General features: G+C 68.5%; 22 protein-coding genes and 3 pseudogenes. 11 read left to right on the forward strand and 14 right to left on the reverse strand.

The genetic code is table 11. From position 1 onward, the window contains the following. On the reverse strand, positions 1 to 203 hold a 203-nt coding region (locus ACWCSU_RS51825; protein ID WP_449944853.1), incomplete at its 3' end, for a hypothetical protein. An 849-nt stretch (positions 204 to 1,052) separates the two neighbouring features. Here ACWCSU_RS51825 and ACWCSU_RS51830 point away from each other — a divergent pair. Then, positions 1,053 to 1,607 (forward strand): TetR/AcrR family transcriptional regulator, encoded by a 555-nt coding sequence (locus ACWCSU_RS51830; RefSeq protein WP_397044240.1) that lies wholly within the window; start codon positions 1,053 to 1,055, stop codon positions 1,605 to 1,607. A gap of 112 nt (positions 1,608 to 1,719) precedes the next feature. Here ACWCSU_RS51830 and ACWCSU_RS51835 read toward each other — a convergent pair whose 3' ends face one another. Together ACWCSU_RS51835 and ACWCSU_RS51840 are read right to left on the reverse strand one after the other, a co-directional pair. Beyond that, a complete protein-coding gene (locus ACWCSU_RS51835; RefSeq protein ID WP_449944856.1) occupies positions 1,720 to 3,252 on the reverse strand; it encodes an MFS transporter in 1,533 nt (510 codons plus the stop codon). Then, positions 3,249 to 4,277, reverse strand: coding sequence for a fatty acid desaturase family protein (locus ACWCSU_RS51840; RefSeq protein WP_449944859.1), 1,029 nt, complete (start codon positions 4,275 to 4,277; stop codon positions 3,249 to 3,251). Before ACWCSU_RS51840 ends, ACWCSU_RS51835 begins: the two co-directional genes overlap by 4 nt. 76 nt (positions 4,278 to 4,353) lie before the next feature. On the opposite strand from ACWCSU_RS51840, the gene ACWCSU_RS51845 reads away from it, so the two are divergent. Next, positions 4,354 to 4,911 carry a TetR/AcrR family transcriptional regulator gene (locus ACWCSU_RS51845; RefSeq protein ID WP_449944861.1) on the forward strand — a complete coding sequence of 186 codons (558 nt, stop codon included), beginning with the start codon at positions 4,354 to 4,356 and terminating at the stop codon, positions 4,909 to 4,911. 555 nt (positions 4,912 to 5,466) lie between these two features. Here the strand turns inward: ACWCSU_RS51845 and ACWCSU_RS51850 are convergent. Further along, positions 5,467 to 6,174: a poly-gamma-glutamate hydrolase family protein gene (locus ACWCSU_RS51850; RefSeq protein WP_449944863.1), complete on the reverse strand. Its 708-nt coding sequence runs from the start codon at positions 6,172 to 6,174 to the stop codon at positions 5,467 to 5,469. 216 nt (positions 6,175 to 6,390) lie between these two features. On the opposite strand from ACWCSU_RS51850, the gene ACWCSU_RS51855 reads away from it, so the two are divergent. Beyond that, positions 6,391 to 6,693, forward strand: a complete 303-nt coding sequence (locus tag ACWCSU_RS51855; protein ID WP_449944865.1) for a hypothetical protein — start codon at positions 6,391 to 6,393, stop codon at positions 6,691 to 6,693. 532 nt (positions 6,694 to 7,225) lie between these two features. Here the strand turns inward: ACWCSU_RS51855 and ACWCSU_RS51860 are convergent. After that, positions 7,226 to 7,501, reverse strand: a pseudogene (locus tag ACWCSU_RS51860) (ATP-binding cassette domain-containing protein); the annotation flags it as partial. Positions 7,502 to 7,506: 5 nt separating this feature from the next. Continuing rightward, positions 7,507 to 8,715, reverse strand: coding sequence for a cytochrome P450 (locus ACWCSU_RS51865; protein WP_449944866.1), 1,209 nt, complete (start codon positions 8,713 to 8,715; stop codon positions 7,507 to 7,509). A gap of 146 nt (positions 8,716 to 8,861) precedes the next feature. Between ACWCSU_RS51865 and ACWCSU_RS51870 the strand changes: the two genes are divergently transcribed. Beyond that, a complete protein-coding gene (locus ACWCSU_RS51870; RefSeq protein WP_449944869.1) occupies positions 8,862 to 9,539 on the forward strand; it encodes a helix-turn-helix domain-containing protein in 678 nt (225 codons plus the stop codon). A 41-nt stretch (positions 9,540 to 9,580) separates the two neighbouring features. On the opposite strand, the pseudogene ACWCSU_RS51875 reads toward ACWCSU_RS51870, so the two are convergent. After that, a pseudogene (locus ACWCSU_RS51875) lies at positions 9,581 to 10,255 on the reverse strand (DUF4158 domain-containing protein); the annotation flags it as partial. 206 nt (positions 10,256 to 10,461) lie between these two features. Here ACWCSU_RS51875 and blaOXA point away from each other — a divergent pair. Further along, a complete protein-coding gene (gene blaOXA / locus ACWCSU_RS51880; RefSeq protein WP_449944871.1) occupies positions 10,462 to 11,334 on the forward strand; it encodes a class D beta-lactamase in 873 nt (290 codons plus the stop codon). Beyond that, positions 11,331 to 12,527, forward strand: a complete 1,197-nt coding sequence (locus tag ACWCSU_RS51885; RefSeq protein WP_449944874.1) for an MFS transporter — start codon at positions 11,331 to 11,333, stop codon at positions 12,525 to 12,527. Before blaOXA ends, ACWCSU_RS51885 begins: the two co-directional genes overlap by 4 nt. Before the next feature lie 430 nt (positions 12,528 to 12,957). Here the strand turns inward: ACWCSU_RS51885 and ACWCSU_RS51890 are convergent. Continuing rightward, a pseudogene (locus ACWCSU_RS51890) lies at positions 12,958 to 13,301 on the reverse strand (transposase); the annotation flags it as partial. Positions 13,302 to 13,379: 78 nt separating this feature from the next. On the opposite strand from ACWCSU_RS51890, the gene ACWCSU_RS51895 reads away from it, so the two are divergent. The 3 genes from ACWCSU_RS51895 to ACWCSU_RS51905 all read left to right on the forward strand — a co-directional run bounded on the left by ACWCSU_RS51895 (position 13,380) and on the right by ACWCSU_RS51905 (position 15,431). Further along, complete coding sequence (locus tag ACWCSU_RS51895; protein ID WP_449944877.1) at positions 13,380 to 14,117, forward strand: hypothetical protein; 738 nt, start codon at positions 13,380 to 13,382, stop codon at positions 14,115 to 14,117. A 100-nt stretch (positions 14,118 to 14,217) separates the two neighbouring features. Continuing rightward, positions 14,218 to 14,844, forward strand: coding sequence for a ClpP family protease (locus tag ACWCSU_RS51900; RefSeq protein WP_449944879.1), 627 nt, complete (start codon positions 14,218 to 14,220; stop codon positions 14,842 to 14,844). Next, positions 14,841 to 15,431: a ClpP family protease gene (locus ACWCSU_RS51905; protein WP_185101837.1), complete on the forward strand. Its 591-nt coding sequence runs from the start codon at positions 14,841 to 14,843 to the stop codon at positions 15,429 to 15,431. Before ACWCSU_RS51900 ends, ACWCSU_RS51905 begins: the two co-directional genes overlap by 4 nt. Positions 15,432 to 15,458: 27 nt before the next feature. On the opposite strand, the gene ACWCSU_RS51910 is transcribed toward ACWCSU_RS51905, so the two are convergent. Both ACWCSU_RS51910 and ACWCSU_RS51915 read right to left on the reverse strand, forming a co-directional pair. Continuing rightward, the gene (locus ACWCSU_RS51910; RefSeq protein WP_449944883.1) at positions 15,459 to 15,812 is read right to left on the reverse strand and encodes a helix-turn-helix domain-containing protein; all 354 of its coding nucleotides are present in this window, start codon (positions 15,810 to 15,812) and stop codon (positions 15,459 to 15,461) included. A 719-nt stretch (positions 15,813 to 16,531) separates the two neighbouring features. Continuing rightward, the gene (locus ACWCSU_RS51915; protein ID WP_449944884.1) at positions 16,532 to 17,359 is read right to left on the reverse strand and encodes an alpha/beta fold hydrolase; all 828 of its coding nucleotides are present in this window, start codon (positions 17,357 to 17,359) and stop codon (positions 16,532 to 16,534) included. 524 nt (positions 17,360 to 17,883) lie between these two features. On the opposite strand from ACWCSU_RS51915, the gene ACWCSU_RS51920 reads away from it, so the two are divergent. Further along, a complete protein-coding gene (locus ACWCSU_RS51920) occupies positions 17,884 to 19,959 on the forward strand; it encodes a catalase (RefSeq protein ID WP_449944887.1) in 2,076 nt (691 codons plus the stop codon). Between the two features lie 24 nt (positions 19,960 to 19,983). On the opposite strand, the gene ACWCSU_RS51925 is transcribed toward ACWCSU_RS51920, so the two are convergent. Further along, on the reverse strand, positions 19,984 to 20,907 hold the full coding sequence (locus ACWCSU_RS51925) for a recombinase family protein (protein ID WP_449944900.1): 924 nt from the start codon (positions 20,905 to 20,907) through the stop codon (positions 19,984 to 19,986). Between the two features lie 222 nt (positions 20,908 to 21,129). Between ACWCSU_RS51925 and ACWCSU_RS51930 the strand changes: the two genes are divergently transcribed. Then, positions 21,130 to 21,702: a hypothetical protein gene (locus ACWCSU_RS51930; protein WP_449944890.1), complete on the forward strand. Its 573-nt coding sequence runs from the start codon at positions 21,130 to 21,132 to the stop codon at positions 21,700 to 21,702. A gap of 140 nt (positions 21,703 to 21,842) precedes the next feature. Here the strand turns inward: ACWCSU_RS51930 and ACWCSU_RS51935 are convergent, their stop codons facing one another. From ACWCSU_RS51935 to ACWCSU_RS51945, 3 genes are all read right to left on the reverse strand, one after another. Beyond that, positions 21,843 to 21,983: a hypothetical protein gene (locus ACWCSU_RS51935; protein ID WP_449944893.1), complete on the reverse strand. Its 141-nt coding sequence runs from the start codon at positions 21,981 to 21,983 to the stop codon at positions 21,843 to 21,845. Positions 21,984 to 22,118: 135 nt separating this feature from the next. Then, the gene (locus tag ACWCSU_RS51940) at positions 22,119 to 22,430 is read right to left on the reverse strand and encodes a hypothetical protein (RefSeq protein WP_449944895.1); all 312 of its coding nucleotides are present in this window, start codon (positions 22,428 to 22,430) and stop codon (positions 22,119 to 22,121) included. Next, positions 22,427 to 23,455, reverse strand: coding sequence for a bile acid:sodium symporter family protein (locus tag ACWCSU_RS51945; RefSeq protein ID WP_449944898.1), 1,029 nt, complete (start codon positions 23,453 to 23,455; stop codon positions 22,427 to 22,429). Before ACWCSU_RS51945 ends, ACWCSU_RS51940 begins: the two co-directional genes overlap by 4 nt. Positions 23,456 to 23,724: the final 269 nt, after the last annotated feature.

Consider the following 23,724-nt stretch of genomic DNA (forward strand, 5'->3'; position numbering starts at 1 on the left):
GTCTGGCGAGCTAGCCATGCGCTTCCGAGGTGGCCGCCCCCGGCGGCCACCTCGGTAGCCACCCCCGTGGCGGCTTCGGTGGCGGCTTCGGTGGCAGCTTCGGTGGCGGCGGAGCGGAGCTGGGCCGCCCGGATCCGGGACACGTCCAGCTTGCTCGTACGGTCGAGGCGGTAGATCCCGTTCTGCTCCTGGAAGACGAACATCAGGGGATCGTTCAGCAGGACCCCGCCCAGCCCGGCGAACCGCTCTGGATGACCCGCCCGAATCCGACGACGTTGAGCACGGTCTCGACCTGGCTGACGCCGGCGCACTCGGCTACATGACCTACATGGCTGACAACCCCTGGATATCGTCAGGCATGTGCGGTTTACCCCTACCTGCCTCACATGCCTGACGCTCTCTCGGCACCCAAGATGACCACCGCGCCCATCCAGGCCATGCTCGGCATGCCGCCCCTGGCCACCCCCCAGCGCTACGAGGTGATCAACGCGCTGATCAGCAAGGGCGCACTCCGCCGCGTCAGCACCGGGCACCACGGCCGCCGGGCGGTCTTCGAGATCCCGCATCTGGCCCCTGCCGCCGACGCTGACACCGTGACCGGCACCGCGCCTGCCCCCAGGCCAACGCCGGCACCGCAGCGGTTCCAGGAAAGGCGGACCCTTCACCACCAGCCAAGGGTCGGGGTTCTCCGGACTCCTGGCCGGGCCCGAAGAGTCCGGAAAGGCCCTCCGCTCCTGAAACTGACCCCAGCCCCGAAGTAGGACGGACTGGCCAAGACCGCGCAGGTGCTGGGCCTGCCCCATGGTGAGCCGCCTTCTCCTCTTTCTCCCCAACCCCGACAGACAGGTGACCGTTCACACCAGCGAGCCCGACATCGGCCAGCTCGTCACGTCACGTCACCGTGTCCGCCCAGGGTAAGCAGGTGGCACGGGAGCCGGAACCGGCCTTGGTATGGTCCTATCCCTGGTGGCAAGGGTTCGATTCTGATACCGGCTACACCGTGCGCTACGGATGTTTGAAACGCTTGTTTGCGGCGTTGGTAGGATCATCACGTGGGAGTTCCTGAGGATTTGCTGGCCGCGACCAAGCAGTGTCTGTCCGAGCGCGGATATGCCCGCACGACGGTGCGCGACATCATCGCCGTCTCCGGCAGCAACCTCGCCGCGATCAACTACCACTTTCGCTCCAAGGACGCGCTGCTCACCCAGGCCATGATCGAGGTGACCGGCGAGGCGGTCGCGGAGATCCTCAAGGCTTTTCCCGACGACTCCAAGGAATGGTTCGAGGCCTTCTGGGGTGAGCTGATCGAGTCCTTCCGCACCAACCCGACCGTCTGGCGGGCCAATGTCGAGACGCTCGCGCAGGCCTCTCACCTGCCTGATGTGCGGGCCCGGCTGGCCGAGGGGCAGGCGCTGGCCCAGCGGGAGCTGAGCGCGCGCCTCCCCGGGCACGACGAGGCGGGGGCCCAGGTGCTGCTGACGCTGTTCATCGGGCTGCTGGTGCGCTGGCAGATTGACCCCGACAACGCCCCGGCGGCCCACGATCTGGCCACCGGCCTCCGCGCGGTCGCCCAGGCGGCGGGAGACGGGGAATCGGCACCCGCCTGACCGCTCGGCCCCACTCCAGCCGCCCCACTCCAGGCTCCTCGCCCCAGCGGCCCTGTTCCGCCCACCTCGTTCCGACCCGCCCCCTTCCGCCTGCCGTGGGCAAGCGGCCTCTTCAGCGCATCACGTGGCGGCCGGCGTGCCGGTCCTGGGGTGGCGGCGGGGTGCCCTTCGCCTGCCGTACGGCACGCAGCATGACGGGAGCGAGCACCGCCATCACGCACAACGCGGCGGCCGCGGCGAGCATGGCGTAGTGCTGACCCTGTGTGAAGGCCTCGCGGGCGGCGGCGGCCAGCGTGGTCGCGGCCGGTTCCGTCAGGTGCCGCGCCGACTCCAGGGCGCCGCCCAGAGTATCGAGTGCCGCTGACGGAGCGCCCATCTCGGCGAGGTGTCCCCGGTAGACGGCGGTGCCGATGCTGCCCAGCAGGGAGATGCCGAGCGCGCCGCCGAACTCGGTGGCCACCTGTGACAGCCCGGCGACCGATCCCGCGCGCTCCGGCGGAGCGGTGGTGATGATCAGGTCGGAGGAGACCGTCAGGACGAGCGTGACGCCACCGGCCATCAGCATGATCCCGGCGATCAGCAGACCACTCTGCCCCGTCACGTCCAGCCGGGACAGCAGCATGAACCCGCTCGCGCCGACGAGCAGCCCGGCGCAGACCACCAGGCCCGGCCTGACCTTGCGGGCGAGCACCGGCGCGAGCCCGGCGGCCAGCATCGCCATGCCCGCCGACGGCAGCGCGTACAGACCGGCGATGAGCGGCCTGGCGCCCATGACCATCTGCAGGTACTGCGTCGTGAACAGGCTGGAGCCGACCATCGCGAAGACCCCGAGGGTGTTGGCGCCGATCGAGACGGTGAAGGCGCGGCTGCCGAACAGGCGCACGTCCAGCATCGGATCGGCCATCGAGCGCTGGCGCCTCACGAAGGCGGCCCCCAGCGTCAGCCCGGCGACGATGGCCAGTGCCGGCGCCCAGCCGAGGCCGTCCTGGGCGATGTGCTGGATCCCGTAGATCGTCGGCAGGATGGCGCCCAGCGACAACGCCACTCCGAGCAGATCGAACCTGCCCGGACGCGGGTCACGCGACTCGGGCAGCAGCAGCGGCGCCAGGACCAGCAGCAGCGCCATGACCGGCAGGTTGACCAGGAACACCGACCCCCACCAGAAGTGCTCGAGCAACGCGCCGCCTATCAGCGGGCCCAGCATGGCGCCGCCGGCGAACGCGCCGGTCCAGATGGCGATCGCGACGCGGCGCTGGCCGTCATCGTGGAACATGTTGCGAATCAGCGACAACGTCGAGGGCATCAACGTGGCGCCACCCACCCCGAGCAGGGCACGGGTGACGATCAGCAGGTCGGCACTGGGAGAGAACGCGGCGACCGCGGAGGCGGCCCCGAACGCGGCGGCCCCCGCCATCAGCAGCCGCCGCCGCCCGACCCGGTCACCGAGCGTGCCCATCGGCAGCAGCAGCCCGGCGAGCATGAACGGATAGATGTCGATGATCCACAGCAGCTGGGCACCGCTCGGCGCCAGGGAGGCGCTGATGAACGGCAGCGCGTAGGACAAGACGTGCAGGTCGACGGAGATCAGGAGTACGGGCAGGACCAGGACGGCCAGCCCGATCCACTGTTTGCGTCCGGCCTTCATGAGCGGCCCTTCTCTCGGAGCGGAGCACCGGCCTGGTGCAGGTGACGCAGCGCCTCGGCGTGCGAGGCGACGAAACTGACTTCGTGGTACGGCAGGCGCAATTGCCGGCAGTGGGCCTGCACGATGGGTTGCGCCAGGCGCAGGTTGGGGGCGGGCATGTTGGGGAACAGGTGGTGTTCGATCTGGTAGTTGAGCCCGCCCATGGCGATGTCGGTGAACCGGCCGCCGCGCACGTTGCGGGTGGTGAGCACCTGCTTGCGTAGAAAGTCGAGCTTGGCCTCCCCCGTGAGGGTCGGCATTCCCTTGTGGCCGGGGGCGAACACGCAGCCCATGTAGACGCCGAACAGCCCTTGGTGGACGGCGAGGAAGACCAGTGCCTTGCCCGGTGACAGGGTCCAAGCCAGCACACCCAGGTAACAGGCGAAGTGCGCGAACAGCAGCGCGCCTTCCAGGAAGCGCTGTTTCATCCAGGGCTGCCGCAGTGCCCGCACACCGCTGACGTGCAGGTTGAGCCCTTCGAGCAGGAGCAGCGGGTAGAGGACAAACGCCTGCCGGCCGCCGATGAGCCGGGCCAGGCCGCGCGCGTTGCGTGCCTGTTCCTGTGACCACACGAGGACGTCGGGTGTGACGTCCGGATCGAGTTGCTCGTGGTTGGGGTTGGCGTGGTGGTGGGTGTGCTTGTTCATCCACCAGCCGTAGCCGAGGCCGATGGCGAGGTTGCCGCCGAGCCGCCCGAGGATCTCGCTCGAGCGGCGATTGGTGAAGACCTGCCGGTGAGCCAGATCGTGCAGAACCAGGGCGACCTGCGCGAAGACGATCGCGAAGTAGGCGGCCAGCAGGAGCTGGAGCCAGGAGTCGCCCAGCCAGTGGAACGCTGCAGCTCCTGCAAGGTAGGCGGCTGCGACGGCGGTGATCCGGATCAGGTAGTAGCGGGGGCGCCGGTCGAGGAGACCGGCCTGCCGGATGAGTCTGGACAGGCGGCTGAAGTCACTCGCGGCCGTAGCCGCTGCGGTTGCTTGTGCCATGCCGACGACCATACACATGTTTGAAACACTCGTACAAAACACATGTTTGTGACGTTTGTTTGGATAGGGTGGCAGAATGAAAGAGCGAGACAAGCTGATCGAGGGCGCCAAACGCTGCCTGCAGGAACGCGGCTACGCGCACACCACGGCACGCGACATCGCCAGGACTTCCGGCGCCAACCTGGCCTCCATCGGCTACCACTTCGGATCGAAGGACGCGCTACTGGCCGACGCCATGGTCGAGGCGACCGCCGAGTGGGCCGACAAGCTGCGCCAGGCCATGGCGGGCGAAGTGCCACGCGAGGGGGATGGGAAGTTGTGGCAGCAGGCGATCGAACTGCTCGACCTCCACCGCCCAGTCTTCGTGGCCAGCATCGAAGTCTTCGCTCAGGCCGAGCGCAGGCCACAGCTGCGCCAAGCATTGGCCGACGCTCAGGAGGCCGCACGCCTGGAATTGACCTACTGGCTCACTGAAGGGACGTCGCCTCCAGCGACGCGGCGGGCGGTCGGCGCCTTCTACCTGACCTTGCTGACGGGGCTGATCCTGCAACGTCTCATCGACCCGGAACGCGCCCCCACCGCCGAATCACTGACGGAGGCGCTGTGTGCCGTGCGTGCACGTGCCAGCACATGACGGCGATACCTTCACTCACTCTGCGTCAAGCTCTGCTGGTCATGGACGCGGTGAACGGTATGTACTCCACCGACCGCCTGGCCAACACGCGCCTGCTGGCACAGGAAGTGGAGGCAGTGATCGCGTTGGGTGCGGCAGCGATATGGGCGGAGGAAGGGCGGCGCGCTCTGTTGAACATGATCAAAGCATGGACGACATGCGAGCGCCTGGCGGTCATCGCCGCCGCCGAGCGATTCCGGGCATGTTCCGAGGGTGGCTATGAAGCAGGGCACCAGGTCGGGATAGGCGCGGGCGGACCCGGCTGGCCGGGCAGTAGCCCGGTCAGCGCAGTTCGGATGGCGGCCCGGCTCACTCGATGCGCACGGGCGAGAGCCGCGATCGAAGTGTGTACTGCTTCAAAGTCCCACGACAACCCGCAACCCCCTCGCGGCTTGCTTGTGCCGGATGCGGTGCCGAGCCGCACGTCCGGTTCTGAGGGGCCGGGACGTAGTAATACGTCCCGGCTACCCGACACACGCCGCCGCGCGAGGACCGCGGCGAGAAGATCCGCGCCGCTCAGCCAAGGGCACGGTTGACGGCCGCGACGTAGCGGTAGAAGGCTTTGGTACGGTTGGCGGGGTTCTCGACCCAGGCGCGAGTCAGCTTCCCGCCGTCGAAGAACCGCTCCCGCTGGCCCCGGCTGATCTCCAGCTGCACTCCCATGCCTCTACGGTTCCTGTTTGCGATGTTGCGGGTGCTCGTGCCGCCGATCTCCGTGGGCACGGACGCCGCGACGGGGAACCCGGCGGCGCGTAGCTCGGCCTTCACCTTCTTGATCAACGCCGTGTCTCGTCCACCGACGTAAGTGGTGGCGCCGGTGCCTGCGGCGGCGTGCCAGGAGATGGTGTAGTCGACGCCCGCCACCACCGCGAGCGCCTTGGGTTCGTCGAAGTGCGTGGCGGTGATGTGCAGAGCGCTGTTGCCGGAGGCCTTGATGCCCTCGAACGAGTAGTAGGCGTGCCTGCGGCCTGCAGCCTGGTCGGCGAGCTGCGACGTGGGCGCCTCGATGGCGCCGCCGTGGATGGCGATGTGCGCCACCCGCGCTCCGCGGGGGACGCGCTGGACGCGGCGATAGTCCCTGCCCTCGGTCTCCTGGGCGGAGAGCTGGGCGTAGCCGGCGTAGACATCGCGCGCGCTCACCTGCGCCGTGGACACGGCGTGCGCGGCAGGGGCAAGGCCGATCACGAGCAGGCCCGCAACGGCGATGGTCAGCGTCTTCTTCACATCAAACCTTCCGACGATCTTCCTGGGCCGCCATCATGCCAGGTACGCGTGACCATCTTGACTCGCAGGATCGCCCTGGCCCCCCACCCCGGCCGGCGCGGAGCCGTCCCGGACTCGAACCAACCATGCGGCGTAATGTGCAAAGTTCGTGTCGTTCACGCCAGACCGGCCAGCCAGCAGCATGGAGGGCAGGCAGCGCCAGTCGTCTTCCAGCTGTTGATCGCCGAGCGGCTGCCGCGGCTTCTCCGGCTCCCGGACGGCAGCACGCGCACGCACGGTCCACTGTTCCTGGCCGAACGCCGCCCAGTCCCCGGCCGCCGGCCGACGGCTGGCGATATCTGCCCGCACATCGGCCGCGCCCGCCTGGGCTACGACCGCGCCCCACAAGACGCCGCCCGACGCTCCATCCGCCGCCGCTACGCCGAGAACGAGGTGTCTCTGGCCGACCTGGCCGCCGAGTACAGCGTCGGACGCTCCACCATCCACCGCATCATCCACGGGCCAGAAACCTCCCCGTAGAACGCAGGATCATCGCCCCGCCCCAAGCCATCACACAGCGGCGTTGGGTGTGGCTCCTCGCTCAAGATCATTCTCACCGCCAACCACTGTTCCCGGGTTCCTCAACCCCGGATCACCCGCCTCGGGAACACCTGCATAGGCACGCCCAGGTGCCATGAGATCAGGCCGAACCCACCGGTCGCCCCGCTCCAGCGCCGATTCCCGGATCGGACGTGGTAGTGCCGCGCAATGCCGCGGCTTGTACCGGCGCCAAGAAGCGCGCCCCTTCCATCAGCTCGGACAGCTCGAGTAGGTCGGGCGTCGGCGTTGGATCGACCGCACAGCCCAGGAGTGCGTCGCGTAACAGTTCACCGGCGCGTATTTCGCCTTCGGGCCGGTCCTCGGCCCGCGCGGGAGCCACCAGGTCGATGGCGGCCATGGTCAGTGCCCCAGCGATCTCCCCGGCGGTGGCACCCCCCTTCAGTCGAATGGCCATCTCGATGCTTGCCTTGTTCAGGACGCGGCCGATCGTCACCTCGTCGACCCCGGGAAGGAGGAAGCTGTCGACCGCGGAGAACTGGCCGGTGACGCCGATCGCGGCACGCACCTTGTCGGGTTCCTTGGCCAGGTCGTGCCCGGCCACCCGGACCTCGCCCGCGTCGGCCTTGATCAGGGTGGACAGGATCTGCATGGTGGTGGTCTTGCCCGCGCCGTTCGGGCCGAGCAGCGAGAAGACGGTGCCCTGCGGGATGGTGAGGTCGATGCCGTCCAGGACGCGGTGGGCGCCGTAGGACTTACGCAGCCCCGTCACCGAGACGAAGGGTCGCATCGCGTTCACCCCCGGTCCCAGGTGACGGGCAGGCTGCGTACGCCGTGGATCTGCGTGGGGTTGGTGCGCAGCGGCACCTCTTCCGCCGGTACGGCGAGCCGCAGCGTCGGGAACCGGGTGAGCAGCGTGGGGAAGGCGACGCGCATCTCGACGCGGGCGAGCTGCCGGCCGAGGCACTGGTGGACGCCGTGGCCGAAGGCGAGGTGCCCGGCGGCTGAGCGGCGCAGGTCCAGCAGGTCGGGGTCGGGGAACTTCGCCGGGTCCCGGTTGGCGGCGTTGACCGCGATGACGACCGTGTCGCCGGCCTTGAGCCGCCTGCCGTCGATCTCGACGTCCTCCAGCACGCCGCGCGTGCCGTTGGCCGCGATGGACAGGTAACGCAGCAGTTTCTCCACGGCGCTGTCGGCCAGGCCGGGGTCGTCGCGCAGGGCGGCGAGCTGCGCCGGGTCTCGCAGCAGGGCGAAGGTGCCGAGCGCGAGCATGTTGGCGGTGGTGTCGAGCCCGGCGCCGAGCAGGAACGCGGCCACGCCGCCGAGCTCCTTGTCGGTCAGGTCGGTGCCCGTGGCCAGCTCGCTGAGCAGGTCGTCGGTCGGCTCGGCCCGCTTGGCGAGCGCGAGGTCCCGCAGGTACGTGCCGAGCTCGACGAAGGCGGCGTACTGCGCCTCGGGATCATCGGCGTCCGAGGTGATCCGCGTGTGGGCCTGGAACCGGTCGCGGTCCTCGTACGGCACGCCCAGCAGCTCGCAGATCATGAGGGCGGGGACGGGCTGGGCGAAGACCTCGACGAGGTCGGCGGGCGGCCCCTGCCGCTCCATGGCGTCGAGCCGCTCCCGGGTGATCTCGGTGACTCGTTCGGTCCGCAGGTTCATCCTGCGGACGGTGAACTTGCCGGCCAGCAGCTTGCGGAAGCGGGTGTGCTGGGGCGCGTCCATGCCGGTCAGGTCGCCGACGGGGGCGGGCGGCAGGTACCCGCCCACCATGGGGAGGTACTGGGTCTCGTAGCGGGAGCCGAACCGCGGGTCGGCGAGGATCTGGCGGGCCAGGTCGTAGCCGGTGGACATCCAGACGCCGGGGGCGCCCTCGGGCGCGGCCAGGCGGGCGATTGGCTGCTCTGCGCGCAGGGCGATGAGCGAAGGAGCGGGATCGAAGGGGCAGGCGGGTGCGCGGTCCAGGGACAAAGTGACCGGCTCCACGCGACAGTTCGCGTTCGACATGGTTGAAAGCTACGTTGCTTTCAGAAATTTCGTCAATCAATCGATACGCTCTGATGCAGGTCAAAGCGAATAACTTGATGCGTTGACGCTGAGGCTGAAAGCAACGATACGTTGCATTGTGTGGCGCCGAACGCAATACTGGCGTCATGCCAGAAGGAAGGTTGACCCGGCAGGACCGCCAGCGCATCGCGGCCGGCCTCGCCGAAGGGCGTTCGTACGCCGAGATCGCCAGGCGGCTGGACCGGCCGACCTCGACGATCAGCCGTGAGGTCGGCCGCAACGGCGGTCCCAGCGACTACCGCCCCGAGCGAGCGCACCACGCGGCGGCGCGGCGGGCACGGCGCGGCACCCCGGCCCGTTCCCCCGAACCTCAGGACCGCACGGCCTTGGAGGTGGAAGAGGGAGCCGTCGAGCTGGCGGTCGGGATGGGCCTGCCGAAGATGGTGGCGCGCGTGCTCATCGGCCTGTGGCTGAGCGAGGACGGCCGGCTCACCGCGGCCGAGCTGTCGCGCGGCCTCAAAGTCAGTCCCGCCTCGATCTCCATGGCGGTGCGCTACCTGACCCAGCAGGGGCTGATCAGGCGCGAGCGTGATCCACAGCGGCGCCGCGACATTTACGTGGTCGACGACGACGCCTGGTATCACTCGACGGTGATCAGCGCGCGGCAGACGCTCGCGGCGGCGGAGATCACGAAGGCGGCGGGGCAGACGCTCGGGCTCGACACGCCAGTGGGACGCCGCCTGGCCAAGGGCGGTGCGTACCTGGAGCGGATCAGCCTGGACGCTCTGACGTCGGCCGAACGCTGGCGCGACCTCCCTCCGTGATCAGACCGCTGGGATCGTTTCCCGGATTTCACGTGCTGTGGTCAAATCGCCCCCTCAACGCCCACGAGGCCCTGTTCGACCCCGCAAGAAACTCCCGAACGCAGCGCCACGCCAGCGGCACCACGGAACAAAACTCCGCGCGAAGCTCCGCATGCGGGCTGACCATCATCCAGCCTGCGTCCTGCAGCCGTCTCGGTGGCGGGCTCCTGGCGGTCGCCGGCCGCCGCGGCTCCCGCGCGGCCCGCATCGTCGATGCCGACCAGCGCGCAGATGCGCTGGGTGGTCTCGGAGCTCAACCGTGAGGTGATCCGCACCGACCAGGTGACCTCCGCGTTGTGCAGCGCCGAGGCCACGATCCGGGAGATCCGTCCAGGCGTCGGCGGTTCGATCCGCTCCTCACGCAGATGCTTGAGCAACTCCTCCTGGACCCGCTCGGGCCGCCGCTCGGCGTGCGCGACGTTCTCGGCCAACCACACTGCCAGCTTCGACGCGTCCGCCGTCGCGCAGGCGCGAAAGCCCAGGTGCGTGCGGATCTGACTGCGGTGGTACTCGATCGTGGAGCCGGACCACTCGTAGAAGCCGAGCTCTGAGGCGGGAACCTGGGCCTGCTTGGCCACGTGCTCGACCACGTCGTCCGGCGATTCTGAACGACCGCGCGGGAACCGGCCGTGCTGCGTGGAGAACTTCAGCAAGATCGCGAAGCCGAGTCGCGCAGCGTCGCGCTTTCGGCAGCCCGGCCGGGGTCAGTCGGAACCCCATCGGTGGGAGCGCGAACACGATTCAGGGACGTCCTGTCACCGACCGCCATCTGCCGCTCGCCGCCGTCGACGGCTTCTCTGCCAGCGGGTATACGGATTCGAATATCGGTCGTCCATTGATATCGATATTGGACAGTTCAGATGTCCCGTGATCTTCTCTGCGCATGAAGAAGGCAATCCCCCAGGCCCTCCGTTCCGGGCTGGGCGTCATCGTTTCCACCTCACTCACCCTCCTCGGTGCTCCCTCGTACGCGGCCACCGCCTCAGCCGGCGCCGCCACTGTGGCTGTCGAGGTGCGGCCGGGAACGACCGTGCGCGACGACCTGCGTACGGTGTTCGACACGGCCGGGGTGCGGGGCACGTTCGCGCTGCTGGACGTGTCGTCCAAGACGACGACCGTGGTGGACCGGCGGCGCGCGGAGACGCCGATGGTGCCCGCGTCCAGTTTCAAGGTCCCGCACGCGCTCGTCGCGTTGGAGACGGGCGTGGTCAAGAGCCCCGACGAGGTGATCCCCTGGGACGGCACGCCGCAGCCGTATCCCGAGTGGGAAAAGGACATGACCATGCGGGAGGCCGTACGCATCTCCAACGCGGCGGCGTTCCAGGTGATCGCCCGCCGCATCGGCCTCACGCGCGAACGTCAGTGGCTGCACCGGCTTGGCTACGGCAACCAGCAGACCGGGACCGTGGTCGACCGGTTCTGGCTGGACGGCCCGCTGAAGATCTCGGCGGTGGAGCAGACCCGGTTCATGGAACGGCTGGCCGCCCTGCGCCTGCCCGCCTCCCGCGCGAACCAGCGTGCCGTCCAGGACCTGATCCTGATGGAGAAGAAGAACGGGTACACCCTGTACGCCAAGTCAGGCTGGCAGAACGCACCCAACCCCGGCACCGGCTGGTGGACCGGCTGGGTCGAGCGCGGCGGACGCGTATACACCTTCGCGCTGAACATGGACATCGCCAAGGACGCCGACGCCGCCAAGCGCGCCACGCTCGCCCGTCAACTGCTGTACCGGCTGAACGTCCTGCCCACGGCGTGACCGTCTCCTCCGCAGACCACGGTGACCGTCGCACGGTCACCGTGGTCGTCACCGTTCAGGCGGCCATCTCGCTGGGCTACTTCGCGGCCATGGCACACGTCGTCCTGCACCTGCGAGCCGACCTCGGACTGGCCGCCGGAGGGATCGGCCTGGTGCTGGCGCTGCGCAATCTCGTGCAGCACACGCTCTCCCTGCCGGTCGGCGTGCTGGTGGACGTACTTGGCCCGGTACGGATGGGCATTCTGGCGTGCCTGCTGCGCGCGGCCGGGTTCGCCCTGCTGGGCACTGTGTCCAGCCTGCCCTGGCTGATCGTCGCCGTGGTGCTGCTGGGCACGGGCGGGGCGCTGTTCCACCCGGCGGCGCAGTCGCTGCTGGCCGGGCTCGCCGAACGGCGAAGGGCGCGCGGATACGCGGCGTACGCGATGACGTTGCAGGTCGCGGCGGTGGCCGGCCCGATGCTCGGGCTGGCGCTGCTGAACGTCGGCTACTGGCTGGTGGCGCTGACGGCGACAGCGCTGTGGGGCGTGGCGGCGTTCCTGTTCTCACTCCTGCGGCACGTCCCGCGCGTACGGGTGCCGCACGGGGTCGTCTCCGGAGTGCGAACGGTACTGCGGGACCGGGTCTTCATCGGGTTCGCGGCCGTGTCGGCACCCGCCATGCTGCTGACCGACCAGTCGTCGGTGGTCGTACCGCTCGGCGGCGCGGACGCGACAGCGGTCACCGTGTTCTCCTGCGTGCTCGCCATGGTGTCGGCCGCGGTCCAGCCGTGGTGCGTGGTACCCGGCCGCGCCGACCGCCCCCACGTGCTGCGCGCGGGACTGCTGCTCGCCGCAGGCGGCCATCTGCTGCTGGCAACCGGCGCGGGCACCGGGCTGCCATGCCTGGTGCTGGTGGCCGTGCTGCACGGGCTCGCCGACGGGCTCCTACAGCCGGCGGTGTTCCAGACGATCGCCCGGCTCGCCCCGCCGACGCGTTTCGGGGCGTACCTGGGCGTGCAGACGTTCCTGTCGGGCCTGGTCGCGTTCGCCGGTGGCATCGCGGTGGGCGGGTTGTTCGACCGGGGACCAGGCGGCGCGACGGCGGCACTGGTCATCCTGACGTTGACCGCCTGCGCCGCTGCGGCCTGCGTCCCCGCCGGGACGATTTCGTACGGCAGGCCCTCCGGCAGGGCACCGTCGACCCTGGACCGGTAGGTGGCCAGGCCGATGCTGCCGATCAGCGCGATGCCGAGTGAGATGCCCAGGTCGTTGGCGGTGGTCGCGAGCCCGGATGCGCCACCCGCCTTCTCCGGTGGCACCGAACCCACGACCAGGTCGGTGGTCAGCGCCATGGACGGGGCGACGCCGGGATAGGTGATCACGCAGCTCACGATCACCAGGGCCAGCTCGGTTCCGGCATCGAGCTGGGTTAACAACACGTATCCTGCCACCTGGGTGAGCAGGCCGACGGCGATCACGTTCCCCGGCCGGAACCTGCGGGCGAAGACCGGGGAGAGCGTGGCGTGCACGTCCGGCAGCGGCCGTGGCGCACGCAGCTGCCGCACGATGAACCACACCCCGATCAAGGTCCGACGGACAGCGACCCGACGGACAAGATGGTTGCCTGCCAGCCGAAGCCCTCCAGCAGCGCGCCGCGGGACCGTCCGAGAGCCTGCCGGGTTTGGGATTGCCTGGTGTCGATTGTCTCGCCGTCGTCCCCTTTTTACGGGCGCCGGCGGCGTGCTGGTGGGCGCGGGCGATGGTGGAGTCGATGTTGACGGTGAACTCGACCTGGCCGAGGGAGTCGTCCTTGACCTGCATTTCCTCCAGCAGCCGCGCCCATGTGCCGTCCTGCTTCCAGCGGGTGAAACGCTCGTAACACCTCTGCCAAGGCCCGTACCGCTCAGGGACGTCCCGCCACCGCGCCCCGGTCCGTAACCGCCACAGGATGTCGTCGATCACCTGCCGATGACCACGCCAAGGACGTCCCCGCCCTTCGGTCACCGGCAGCAACAGCGGTCCTGCGGCGCTCGTTGGCAAACGTGAGCAAAGTGGACCGTCCTTCTGGTGCCGGCCGGGTTAGCAGGCGTCTACGCGATGGCCGGGTCACCCCTGGCCGTACTCGGCTTACAGGTGCTCTTCACCCGGCGCCGGTCCTGGTGGTTGATCGCGCTGCAGGCCGCCGCCTACGGTTCCATGTTCGTGTTCGACACTTCGGTCGGCACCCTCGGCTTCGTCGCCGGTTCACTGCTGCTGGCCACCGTCCTGCGCGAGGCTGTGACCGAGATCGTCCGGCGCCGCGCCACCTCCCGCTGCGTGATCGAGTCCGCCACAGAAGACGGCACTGTCCGGCTGAACATCGCCCACGACGGCACTCCCAGTGCCACGGACGAATTCCTGGCCGATCTCCCCGCCCAGGTCGCGGCGGCCGGTGGCACGCTCACCACCGGCGTCGACGACAACGCCCAGGTCTTCGTGGAGGTGGCGCTACCCGGCACCACGCTGCCTGACCCGCCCGCCCTGTCCAGCAAGCTGTCGACGGCGGTGCTGGTCGGGTTCTCGGCCAAAGCGTTGCTGCTGGCCGGCTCGTGGTGGCCCCTTCCTCTGCTGGTCGTCATCATCGTCATCCACCTGCGCTCGATCGAGGGCAGGCATCCGATCGCGCTGATCGTCATGGGTGTGCTGACGCTGCCTCCCAGCACTGTGCGCGACATCCTCGAACGAGCCGGCCTCGAACCGGCGCCACGCCGCACAGGCCCGACCCCGACCCGGCAGCCGGGCCGCACTCCCCGAACCGGCCGGTAATCGCGCTGTCCCTGCTCAGGAGCTCTCACGCTGCTCAGAGCAGATCTGCCCCAGGCAGATCGTGTCGACGCCGGTCCGCTTCGCCTCACATGATGGACGCATGAGCGAAGAATCGACACCTCTGCTGTTCAACACACGAATGAGACGTGAACTCTATGAGCAGCGTGTTCTCGTTCTCGACGGCCCTCTCGACGACGACAATGGGACACTGCTGGCCACCCAGCTGATGGCACTCGCCACGCAGGATGCGTCGTCCGACATCGCCTTGTGGATTCATTCCCCAGGTGGATCTGTCCCGTCGATGCTTGCGATCCGCGACATCATGCGCCTCATTCCCTGTGACGTATCGACCCTCGTTCTGGGTATCGCCTACAGTGCCGGGCAGTTCTTGCTGTCGTCGGGGGCCCGCGGGAAGCGCCGCGCTCTACCGCACTCACGAGTCCTGATGCACCAGGGCTCGGCGGGAATCGGTGGCACTGCGGTCGACATCGAATTGCAGGCCGGCGACCTTCGCCATACGCGCGACACGGTGCTCGGTCTGATTGCCGAGGACACAGGTCAGCCTGTCGAGCGCATATTCGAGGATTCTCTGCACGATCGTTGGTACACGGCACAGGAAGCACTGGACTACGGCTTCATCGACGCCATCGTGCAGAACTTCGACGAAATCGCGCCACAAAACCGCCCACGGCTCGGATTCGGCGTCACCCAAGGAGTCGGCCAGTGACCACATATACGATCCCGAACGTCATCGCCTCGAACCCTCGTGGCGAGCGGATCATGGATGTCTACTCCCACCTGCTCACCGAACGGATCGTCTACCTGGGCACCGCAATCGACGCGGGCGTCGCGAATGCTCTCATCGCGCAGCTGATTTTTCTGGAATCAGACAACCCCGAGGCGGAGATCCAGTTCTATATCAACTGCGAAGGCGGAGACCCGAGCGCGATGCTCGCGATCTACGACACCATGCGCCATATCCGTCCGCGGGTTTCGACGACCTGTGTGGGACAGGCCGTCGCGGTGGGTGCCGTACTTCTCGCCGCGGGCGCCGAAGGCAAGCGTGCCGCTCTCCCACACGCACGGATCATCCTGCACCAGCCGGCAGCCCAGGGACGCGGAGCGATCCCCGATCTCATCCTGCAGGCCGACGAGGTCGTACGTGTCCGGGCGGACATCGAGCGCATACTTTCACGGCACACCGGCCAGACGGTCGAGACCCTGCGCGCCGACACCGATCACGATCGCGTGTTCACTGCTACCGCGGCCTTGGAGTACGGGCTCCTCGATCAGATCATCGAGGAGCGTTCATAGGCCCGTGGACAACCCCGGCAAGCCGCGCTACGCGGCCAGAGCATACGCCGCCGAGCAGGTGGCGCCTCTCGACGCGCCCTGCTGAGCAGGCCGCAAACTCTCGGCGACGGCAAGGGTCAGATCGACCAGGGTCACATCCAGCGCCCCGGCGACCGCGGCGATCATTTCGCTCGACGGCTCCTTGACGCCTCGTTCGATCTCGGAGAGATATTGCGGCGAGACTCCGGCGCGGCTTGCCGTCTCGCTCAACTTCTCGCCCCGCTCATGACGAAGCCCTCTCAAGCGCTCACCGAGCACCTGCCGCCACAGCGGCTCGCGAGCCGGAGGCGGCTCGGGGGCGGTCCGATTGATCGCTGGACGCGACGGCAGGGATGAGGCCATACCTCACCATAGGTCGATGGCGCGTTCGAGTTCTGTCGGCTTCGCGCAGAGCAGAACCATCTCCGCTTACCCTTGCCCAGCCTCAGGCCATGCGCGCGCTCACCGAGCGGTCGTCGCCGCGGCGACCGCTCGGTGAAGCCGAAGACCAGCCACGTGAGCACCGCTTGCGCAGGTGATGTTCCTTCTGATGAGGATCCGGGTCGAGTCCTGTCGGAGCTGAGCCGCCGAAGGCAGCAAACCCGGATCAACCCTGTGGCCTGCGATTCGGCTCCCACAGTCCAGAACGGCCGTTGATCTTTGAGATGCTGCGGCAGCATGCATCGCCGGGACTGGCACTTTGCTGCTCGCCATCGTCACGATCTCCGCCACACCGGACTGACGTGGATGGCCGACGGCGGGGTCCCCGTCCACGTCCTTCGCAAGATCGCCGGCCACGGCATCGCATCCATTCGGAACTACGCGCGACCTACGAGCCCAACGGATCGCAGGCTGGCAGGCACCGATCGGGACACGGGCGCCGCAGCACGTCAGCCGCCCGGGGTGCCCCTGGACCACGCGCTGCGCCGCCGGCGCAAGCCCGGTTCGGTACTGGCCCCCTGGCTTCCCCGGAAGGCCAGGGGCGCCCAGCGGATCCAGACTTCGCATCACCGATCTCGCCGGCGTTCCGCCGGGTCTGACGGCCTCGCAGTGTGGGTGATCGCGCCGGTCGGCAACCGCCGTCAGCTGTGCAGGAACTCCAGCAGGTCGGCGTTGAACTTCTCCTTGTCGCCGGGGACCAGCGCGATGCCATGCGAGCCGCCCTGGTACACCTTGTAGACGCAGTCCTGGATGATCTTGGCGGATTTGTCGGCCGACGCCGCGATCGGCACGACCTGGTCGTCGTCGCCGTGGACGATCAGGGTGGGGATGTCGAACTTCTTCAGGTCGGCGGTGAAGTCCGTGGCGGAGAAGGCATCCACGCAGGCCACGCCGGCCTGGATGTTCTCGGCCATGGCCATGAGCCAGAAGGCGTCCTTGTTTCCCTGGGTGACCTTGTTGCCGGGCCGGTTGGCGCCGAAGAAGCCGTCGGCGGTGTCCTTCCAGAACTGCGACCGCTCGGTGAGGATCCCCTTCTTGATCTTGTCGAACACCTCCTGGGGGGTGCCCTCGGGGTTGTCGGCGGTCTTGAGCATGAGCGGCGGCACCGCCGACAGCAGCACGGCCTTGCTGATGCGGGAGGTGCCGTGCCTGCCGATGTAGCGGGCCAGTTCTCCACCGCCCATGGAATGCGCCACCAGCGTCACGTCGCGCAGGTTCAGAGCGGTCAGGAGGTCATTGAGGTCGTCGGCGAAGGTGTCGAAGTCATAGCCCTCCCACGGCTGGCTGGAGCGACCGTGACCACGCCGGTCGTGCGCAATCGCCTTGTACCCGTCGTCGACGACCGCCTTCATCTGGTCGTGCCAGGCGTCGGCGTTCAGCGGCCAGCCGTGGATGAAGACGACCGGCGGGCCGCTGCCCCAGTCGTAGAAGAAGATCTGCTCGTTGTCGCGTGTGGTGATGTATGGCACCGTGAACCTTCCAAGAGGGCGATGGTCATGTAGATGGACGCCGCGGGTGCGCTCCGGCCCCCTTCGCCGCCGCAGCCCTTGTCGAGGGCCAGACGGCGCGCCAGGAGATCCGGGCACATCGCTCCAGGGCAGGCAATACCGCGCTTCACGGTTGGTCTAAGGCCAAGGCAGGATGCGGAGTTCTTTGCCGGGCCGCCCGATCGGCCGCAGCCAGGCCTGGTAGGCCGCAACCGACCCCGTCAGAGAGGGGCAGCATCGATGGCAGCACCCACCGGCGGGACGGGCACCGGTCAGTGATGCGAGCGACTACCCCCGCCCCGCCGGTGCCGTCACAAGCGCCCGCTCTGAGATGCGGTCGGATCCACCGCGGAAGACGTCGCTGGGTCGTGGCTCGCCCGAGCGTCAGGGGCCCGATGACGCCGCATCCGTTCGGCGCGGCACCATCGGGATGGCGGTCGCCGGCAGATGGTCGGCGATCCGGCGCACCGGGGTTGGCGGCCGGACACGTGAGGGTAGGAAGAGCCATGGCCCCCCGGTTCGAGCCATCGTCCAACACGGGGGACTCTGTGACCGACAACAGCCAGAAACAGCAGCAACTCGATCAGTACCGGGTGGATTCCACCAACACGCGGTACACCACCGACCAGGGCGTGCGCATCGACGACACCGACAACTCGTTGTCGATCGGAGAGCGTGGCCCGACGATCCTGGAGGACTTCCACCTGCGGGAGAAGGTGACGCGCTTCGACCACGAGCGCATCCCGGAGCGGGTGGTGCACGCGCGCGGCTCGGGCGCGCACGGGGTGTTCCAGGTGTATGAGTCGCTGGCTGAGTACACTTGTGCCGACTTCCTGTGCGACCCGGAGCTGCTCACTCCGGTGTTCGTGCGTTTCTCCACGGTGGCAGGCTCGCGCGGTTCGGCCGACACGGTGCGGGACGTACGCGGCTTCGCGACCAAGTTCTTCACCCGTCAGGGCAATTACGACCTGGTGGGCAACAACTTTCCCGTGTTCTTCGTGCAGGATGCGATCAAGTTTGCCGATTTCGTGCACTCGGTCAAGCCGGAGCCGCACAACGAGATCCCGCAGGCGCAGTCGGCGCACGACACGTTGTGGGACTTCGTGCAGTTGCAGCCGGAGACGATGCACACGGTCATGTGGTTGATGTCGGATCGGGCGATCCCGCGCAGCTTCCGCATGATGCAGGGGTTCGGCGTGCACACCTTCCGCCTGGTCAACGCCGCGGGGCGGGGCACGTTCGTGAAGTTCCACTGGCGGCCCGCGCTCGGCACGCACTCGCTGGTGTGGGACGAGGTTCTGCGCATCCAGGGCAATGACCCCGACTTCAACCGGCGCGATCTGTGGGATGCGATCGAGGCCGGCCAGTACCCGGAGTGGGAGCTGGGCCTACAACTGGTGCCGGAGGAGGACGAGCACAAGTTCGACTTCGACCTGCTCGACCCCACGAAGATCATCCCGGAGGAGGAGGTGCCGCTGCGGATGGTCGGCAAGATGACCCTCAACCGCAATCCGGACAACTTCTTCGCCGAGACCGAGCAGATCGCCTTCTGCACCGCCAACGTGGTGCCGGGCATCGACTTCACCAACGACCCGCTGCTGCAGGGCCGCAACTTCTCCTATCTCGACACCCAGCTGCTGCGCCTGGGCGGCCCGAACTTCCAGCAGATCCCGATCAACCGCCCGCTCGCCCCCGTCCACAACGACAACCGCGACGGCTTCCACCAGCACATGATCCACACCAGCCACACGAACTACTCCAAGAACTCCATCAGCGGCGGCTGCCCGGCCACCGGAGTGCTCAGCGGTGACATGACGGGCGTGTTCCGGCATTACACCGAGCGGGTCGAGGGTGAGAAGATCCGCAGGCGCAGCCCCAGCTTCGCCGACCACTACAGCCAGGCCACCCTGTTCTGGAACAGCATGTCGGACTGGGAGCAGCATCACATCATCAAGGCGTTCCTGTTCGAGCTGGGCCACGTACAACGCCGATACATCAAGGAGCAGGTGGTCGAACGGCTGGCCAACGTGGACACCGGGCTGGCCGGGCATGTGGCCGCCGGGCTCGGCCTGCCCGCCCCGGCGCCGAAGGGCAGCAACCACGGCAAGTCCTCCCCGGCGCTCAGCCAGGCCGGCCAGCCCTCCAGCCTGGCCACCCGCAAGATCGCGATCTTGGTGAGCGACCGGACCGATGCCGGCGCACTGTATCCGGTGATGCAGGAGCTGGAGAGCGGCAAGGCGGTCTGCGATGTGATCGCGCCGCACGAGGGGACGGCCGGATCGCTGACCGTGGACAAGCAGGTCAGCGCCGCCTCCTCGGTGCTGTACGACGCGGTGCTGTGCACCGGCGGCGCGGAGCTGACCGGCAACGGGCACGCCGTGCAGTTCGTCCGCGAGGCGTTCAGGCACGGTAAAGCCATCGGCGCGCTGCCGGACGGCGAACCGCTGCTACAGACCGCCGCCCTGCCCGGCCGCCAGGGCGTCGTCGACTCCGCGGCGGCGGACGACTTCACCGGGCAGTTCATCGCCGCCATCCTGCAACACCGCCACTACGACCGGAACGTGGCCGCCTTTCCCGCCTGAGACCCTCGCTTCCTGCGGGCGGCATCAGCCGGCCCTGCCCATGCCTGCCCGGTTCTTGGGTGCTCGACTGGCGCGAGCACCATACCGGGCCCACTCACACGCTGGAACCACCTCATCTTCGCCGTCGGAGAGCACCCCGTAGACGCCAGCCAACGAGGGATGCCGGCGCAGCCTTGCCTGTACTCCCGAGATCGGCAAGCCTCGGAAGCAGGCTCCCGGAGGTGACCTCCGAGACTGCGCGCAGCGTCGATCGGCGCTTGGCCAGCCCGGCTTCCAGCCGCTCGTGCACTCCTTGCAGGACACCTGGCGTGTCGGAAGCACCTGCGCGATGACGGCGAGCGGGACGTCGAGCGAGCGCAGCAGCCCGATCGACAGCGCATCGCGCGCCTGCTTGTGCCGGTAGTAGCGGTACCCGGTGTGCTCGTCCACGTACGCGGGCACCAGCAGTCCGAGCTCGGCGTAGTGCCGCAGCTGCTTGATGCTCAGCCGGCCGAGCCTGGCGAACTGTCCGATCGGCGACAGCTCCTCGTCCATGCCCCCAGCATGGTGTCTCCCCATGTGGGAGAGTCCAGCCGTGGGCTTTGGCGGCGGCCAGGCCGTCGCGGGTGCCGGCGACGATGAGTTCGGGATGAACTCGGCCAGGGCGGCGAAGACGTGGAAGATGAGCCGGCCGCCGGGGGTGGTGGTGTCGAGGTTCTCGTGCAGCGAGGTGAAGCCGATCTCGCGGCGGCGCAGCTCGCCGACCATGGTGATGAGGTCGGCCAGAGAGCGGCCGTAGCGGTCGAGGCTCGGGACGACCAGGGTGTCGCCTTCGGTCAGGAACGCGTGGCAGGCCGCCGGCTCGGGGCCGCTCGGCGCTCTTGCCGGACTTCTTGTCGGCGAACACGCGCCGGCATAGTTCGGCCACCGACACCTCGGGCCGGAACTGGCGAAAGCGGGCTGTCCGATCCTCCCCGAAGGCCTGTACGTCTAGGCCATGCTGTCGGCCGTCGCCAGGTACCGGCTGCTGTTCGGGCGCGGGCCTGCGCTCGCGCCCTCCTGGGAAACCCCAGGTCTCCTCGCTCACGCCGCCTCCGCTCACTGGCTTCCAAGTGGATCACAAGACTCCGTCGGCAGCCTGTGGGTGCAAGCGACGAGAAGACGAACTCTTCAGAAGGCGAGGAAGAAGAGTTGATCATCAGAAAGCTCCTTCTCCCCATGCTGACGGCCGCCGCTCTGGTGTCCTCCGCGACCATCTCCCACGCGAGCGTGGCGGACCGCCTGACGCCCACCCCTCAGAACCCATGTCCTTCCGGCAGCCTGTCGGCGTCGATCGCGTCAGGGCCGATGGAGATCTCCAGCAGCGACGCGGCCCCCACGCTCAACGTCCGCCTCATGTGTTACAACTGGACGACCAAGAAGCTGGCCCCCATCGAGGCCGGCCAGGAGATCAACGTCGAGGTCCTGGGCGTGTGGGCCACGTCGGAGGCTGCACTGTGGGACGAAACCCTGCGCAACGAGAACACCTCGTGGCCGTACAACAGTGACACGGCGAAGCCGTCGTACAAGAACTTCACGAAGGCGTACGGCCAGTACACCATGCCCGACGAGGGCTGGAACAAGCTCAAGAACGTCGGCAAGCCCGACACCTGGGGAGTGCTCTACTGGCAGACCTGGGTCTGCCACCGTAACCCGGGCGACCCCGAACCGAGCGGGTGCATCCTCTACAAGCAGCCTGAACTGCTGTTCATCGACCACACCTGAGGCCCCGCTCCGACCCGACACCGGCGTTGATCAGGCGGTGATTCGCCCGGTCCGCGCCGGCTGATCCCGATACACCCCGGGTGACCGGACGAGCCTGCCGGCTCCGGACCGCGAGCGCGGCCCGGAGCCGGCAGGCTCGATCAGCCGATCGGCGGCGCGAGGTACTCCAGCGCGCAACCGCCACCGGACGGGGGCACTCGCTCAAGTCCGGTGAACGCCTCCGCACCGTCCGGGGTGATCAGGCCGCCCACGTCGTCTTCGTGGTTGTGGGTGATGGCCACGTCGGTGACCTGCGCGTGCTCTCGGGCCTCAGGCCGTCGATGCGATGGCGCGAACTCGCGTCCAGGCTGGATCCGTTGGACCTTCCGCCATGGCTACCGGGCGGCGCCTGCATCGACCAGGCACTCCCGCGTATCTCAGCGGATCGCGTCGATCATCGTCTCCGGCGAGGTGTTGAAACAGAACCGGATCCCCGGCGCCGCGGTGGCCAGCACGTTGGTCAGCCGTTCGGAGAGCAGGGTGTGCTCGGGAATCGTCCGCACGCCGGCTCCGATCATCGTCACGCCGAAGGGGGGCCGGACTCTACCCGACGTGCTGATCTGCGACGAGGTCACCTCGGCCCTGGACGACGGCACCGCCCGCGCGGTCATGAACGTCCTGACCGGGCTGAGGTGGTCGGTGACCTGGCCGCTGGTGATGCGACTGGCCTCGCCTGCGATCGCGATCACGCTCGAGGCCGGGTTCCGAACAGACCGGCGGCGAGCTTCTGCAGCAGGCTGTAGGCCAGGATCGGCACGAGGACCTGCGGACGGTGCGCGAACCAGCTTGTGGCCAGGACCGCCGCCGCGCTGGTGTTGTTCATGCCGGTCGCGAAGGTGAGGGAGATGCCGTCGGGAGCGTCGCATCTGGTCCATCGGGACATCCACCTGCCGACGAGGAAGGACAGGCAGCAGACCGCACCGGCCACGCCGACGGCCAGGGCCAGGAAGTCAGGGTCGGGAGGCGACAGCGCCTGCCCGAGCGCGCCGGAGGCGTTGAGATAGCACAGCAGCAGGATGTTCGCGATGTTGACCAGCTTGATGACCGGCGCGATGCGTGCCGCTCGCCGATCGCCGAGCATGGCCCGCGCAAGGATCCCGGCCAGAGAGGGCAGCACGATCAGGGCCAGCGCGAATGCGCCCGCGCCCGCTGTCCCGGCCAGCCCGTCCAGCCGCGCCGTGTCATCAAGGCTACGGGCGCCCCCTGGGCCGACCAGGGCGGCGGACACGGTCAGCCCCCACGGAACCGTGACAGGACTGAGCAGCGTCGAGCCCACGACCATGGCGACCACCAGGGGAACGTTGCCTCCAGCGTTCTGCCCCCATGACGCCGCTCCGCCGGCGATCGGCATGGCCAGCACCAGCAGCAACCCGACCGCGAGGCACTCCACCTCCGCGGCGTCGGGCCAGGCCCGCAGGCACATCGCAGCAACCGGCAAAAGCACCACGGGCAGGAACGCGTTCATCGCCACGCCCGACGCCAACCGCAGGGGCCGACCCACGACGGCGCGCAGATCCCGTACCCGCACTCCGAGACCGGCGGTCGATAACATCACAGCCAGCAAGACCATGGGCACCGTGACCGGAACACCCGATCCAAGCGCCATCGCCCGCAACGCCTCGCCCGGCCGCGGTGCGGCGGCAGCCAGCAGATAGCAGACGATCATCAACGCGAGCAGCCATCGCTGCACCGCGCCCACCACCCGGTCAATCATCTGAGCAACCTATCGATTACCGTCAGTGACCCGAACTTCGGGGGCAGGAACTGGCGCGCCTGTAGGCCATGGCCGCCCGGCCGAGCCGGCGCCCGTGGTGGCGGAGGGTCTTGACGTGCGGCCGGACAGACTTGCCGGAAGGCCCGCAGTGCCGCTGACCTGCCGTAGCAACGGCAGAGGCGGGAGCCGAGCAGTTCAGGAGTGGGCCGGGCCCCCCCGCCGACGAGGCGGCGGGGGCCCGCCCCGGGCGCAGCCCGGCACCGGGACGC

This window comes from Nonomuraea sp. NPDC001699 (genome assembly GCF_053596455.1).

Bases quoted from the DNA above. Each gene is read 5' to 3' on its own strand.
- ACWCSU_RS51835 (WP_449944856.1), bottom strand. From the start codon at position 3,252: ATGAAGGCCGGACGCAAACAGTGGATCGGGCTGGCCGTCCTGGTCCTG.
- ACWCSU_RS51840 (WP_449944859.1), bottom strand. From the start codon at position 4,277: ATGGCACAAGCAACCGCAGCGGCTACGGCCGCGAGTGACTTCAGCCGC.
- ACWCSU_RS51845 (WP_449944861.1), top strand. From the start codon at position 4,354: ATGAAAGAGCGAGACAAGCTGATCGAGGGCGCCAAACGCTGCCTGCAG.
- ACWCSU_RS51865 (WP_449944866.1), bottom strand. From the start codon at position 8,715: ATGTCGAACGCGAACTGTCGCGTGGAGCCGGTCACTTTGTCCCTGGAC.
- ACWCSU_RS51870 (WP_449944869.1), top strand. From the start codon at position 8,862: ATGCCAGAAGGAAGGTTGACCCGGCAGGACCGCCAGCGCATCGCGGCC.
- blaOXA (WP_449944871.1), top strand. From the start codon at position 10,462: ATGAAGAAGGCAATCCCCCAGGCCCTCCGTTCCGGGCTGGGCGTCATC.
- ACWCSU_RS51900 (WP_449944879.1), top strand. From the start codon at position 14,218: ATGAGCGAAGAATCGACACCTCTGCTGTTCAACACACGAATGAGACGT.
- ACWCSU_RS51910 (WP_449944883.1), bottom strand. From the start codon at position 15,812: ATGGCCTCATCCCTGCCGTCGCGTCCAGCGATCAATCGGACCGCCCCC.
- ACWCSU_RS51920 (WP_449944887.1), top strand. From the start codon at position 17,884: ATGGCCCCCCGGTTCGAGCCATCGTCCAACACGGGGGACTCTGTGACC.
- ACWCSU_RS51945 (WP_449944898.1), bottom strand. From the start codon at position 23,455: ATGATTGACCGGGTGGTGGGCGCGGTGCAGCGATGGCTGCTCGCGTTG.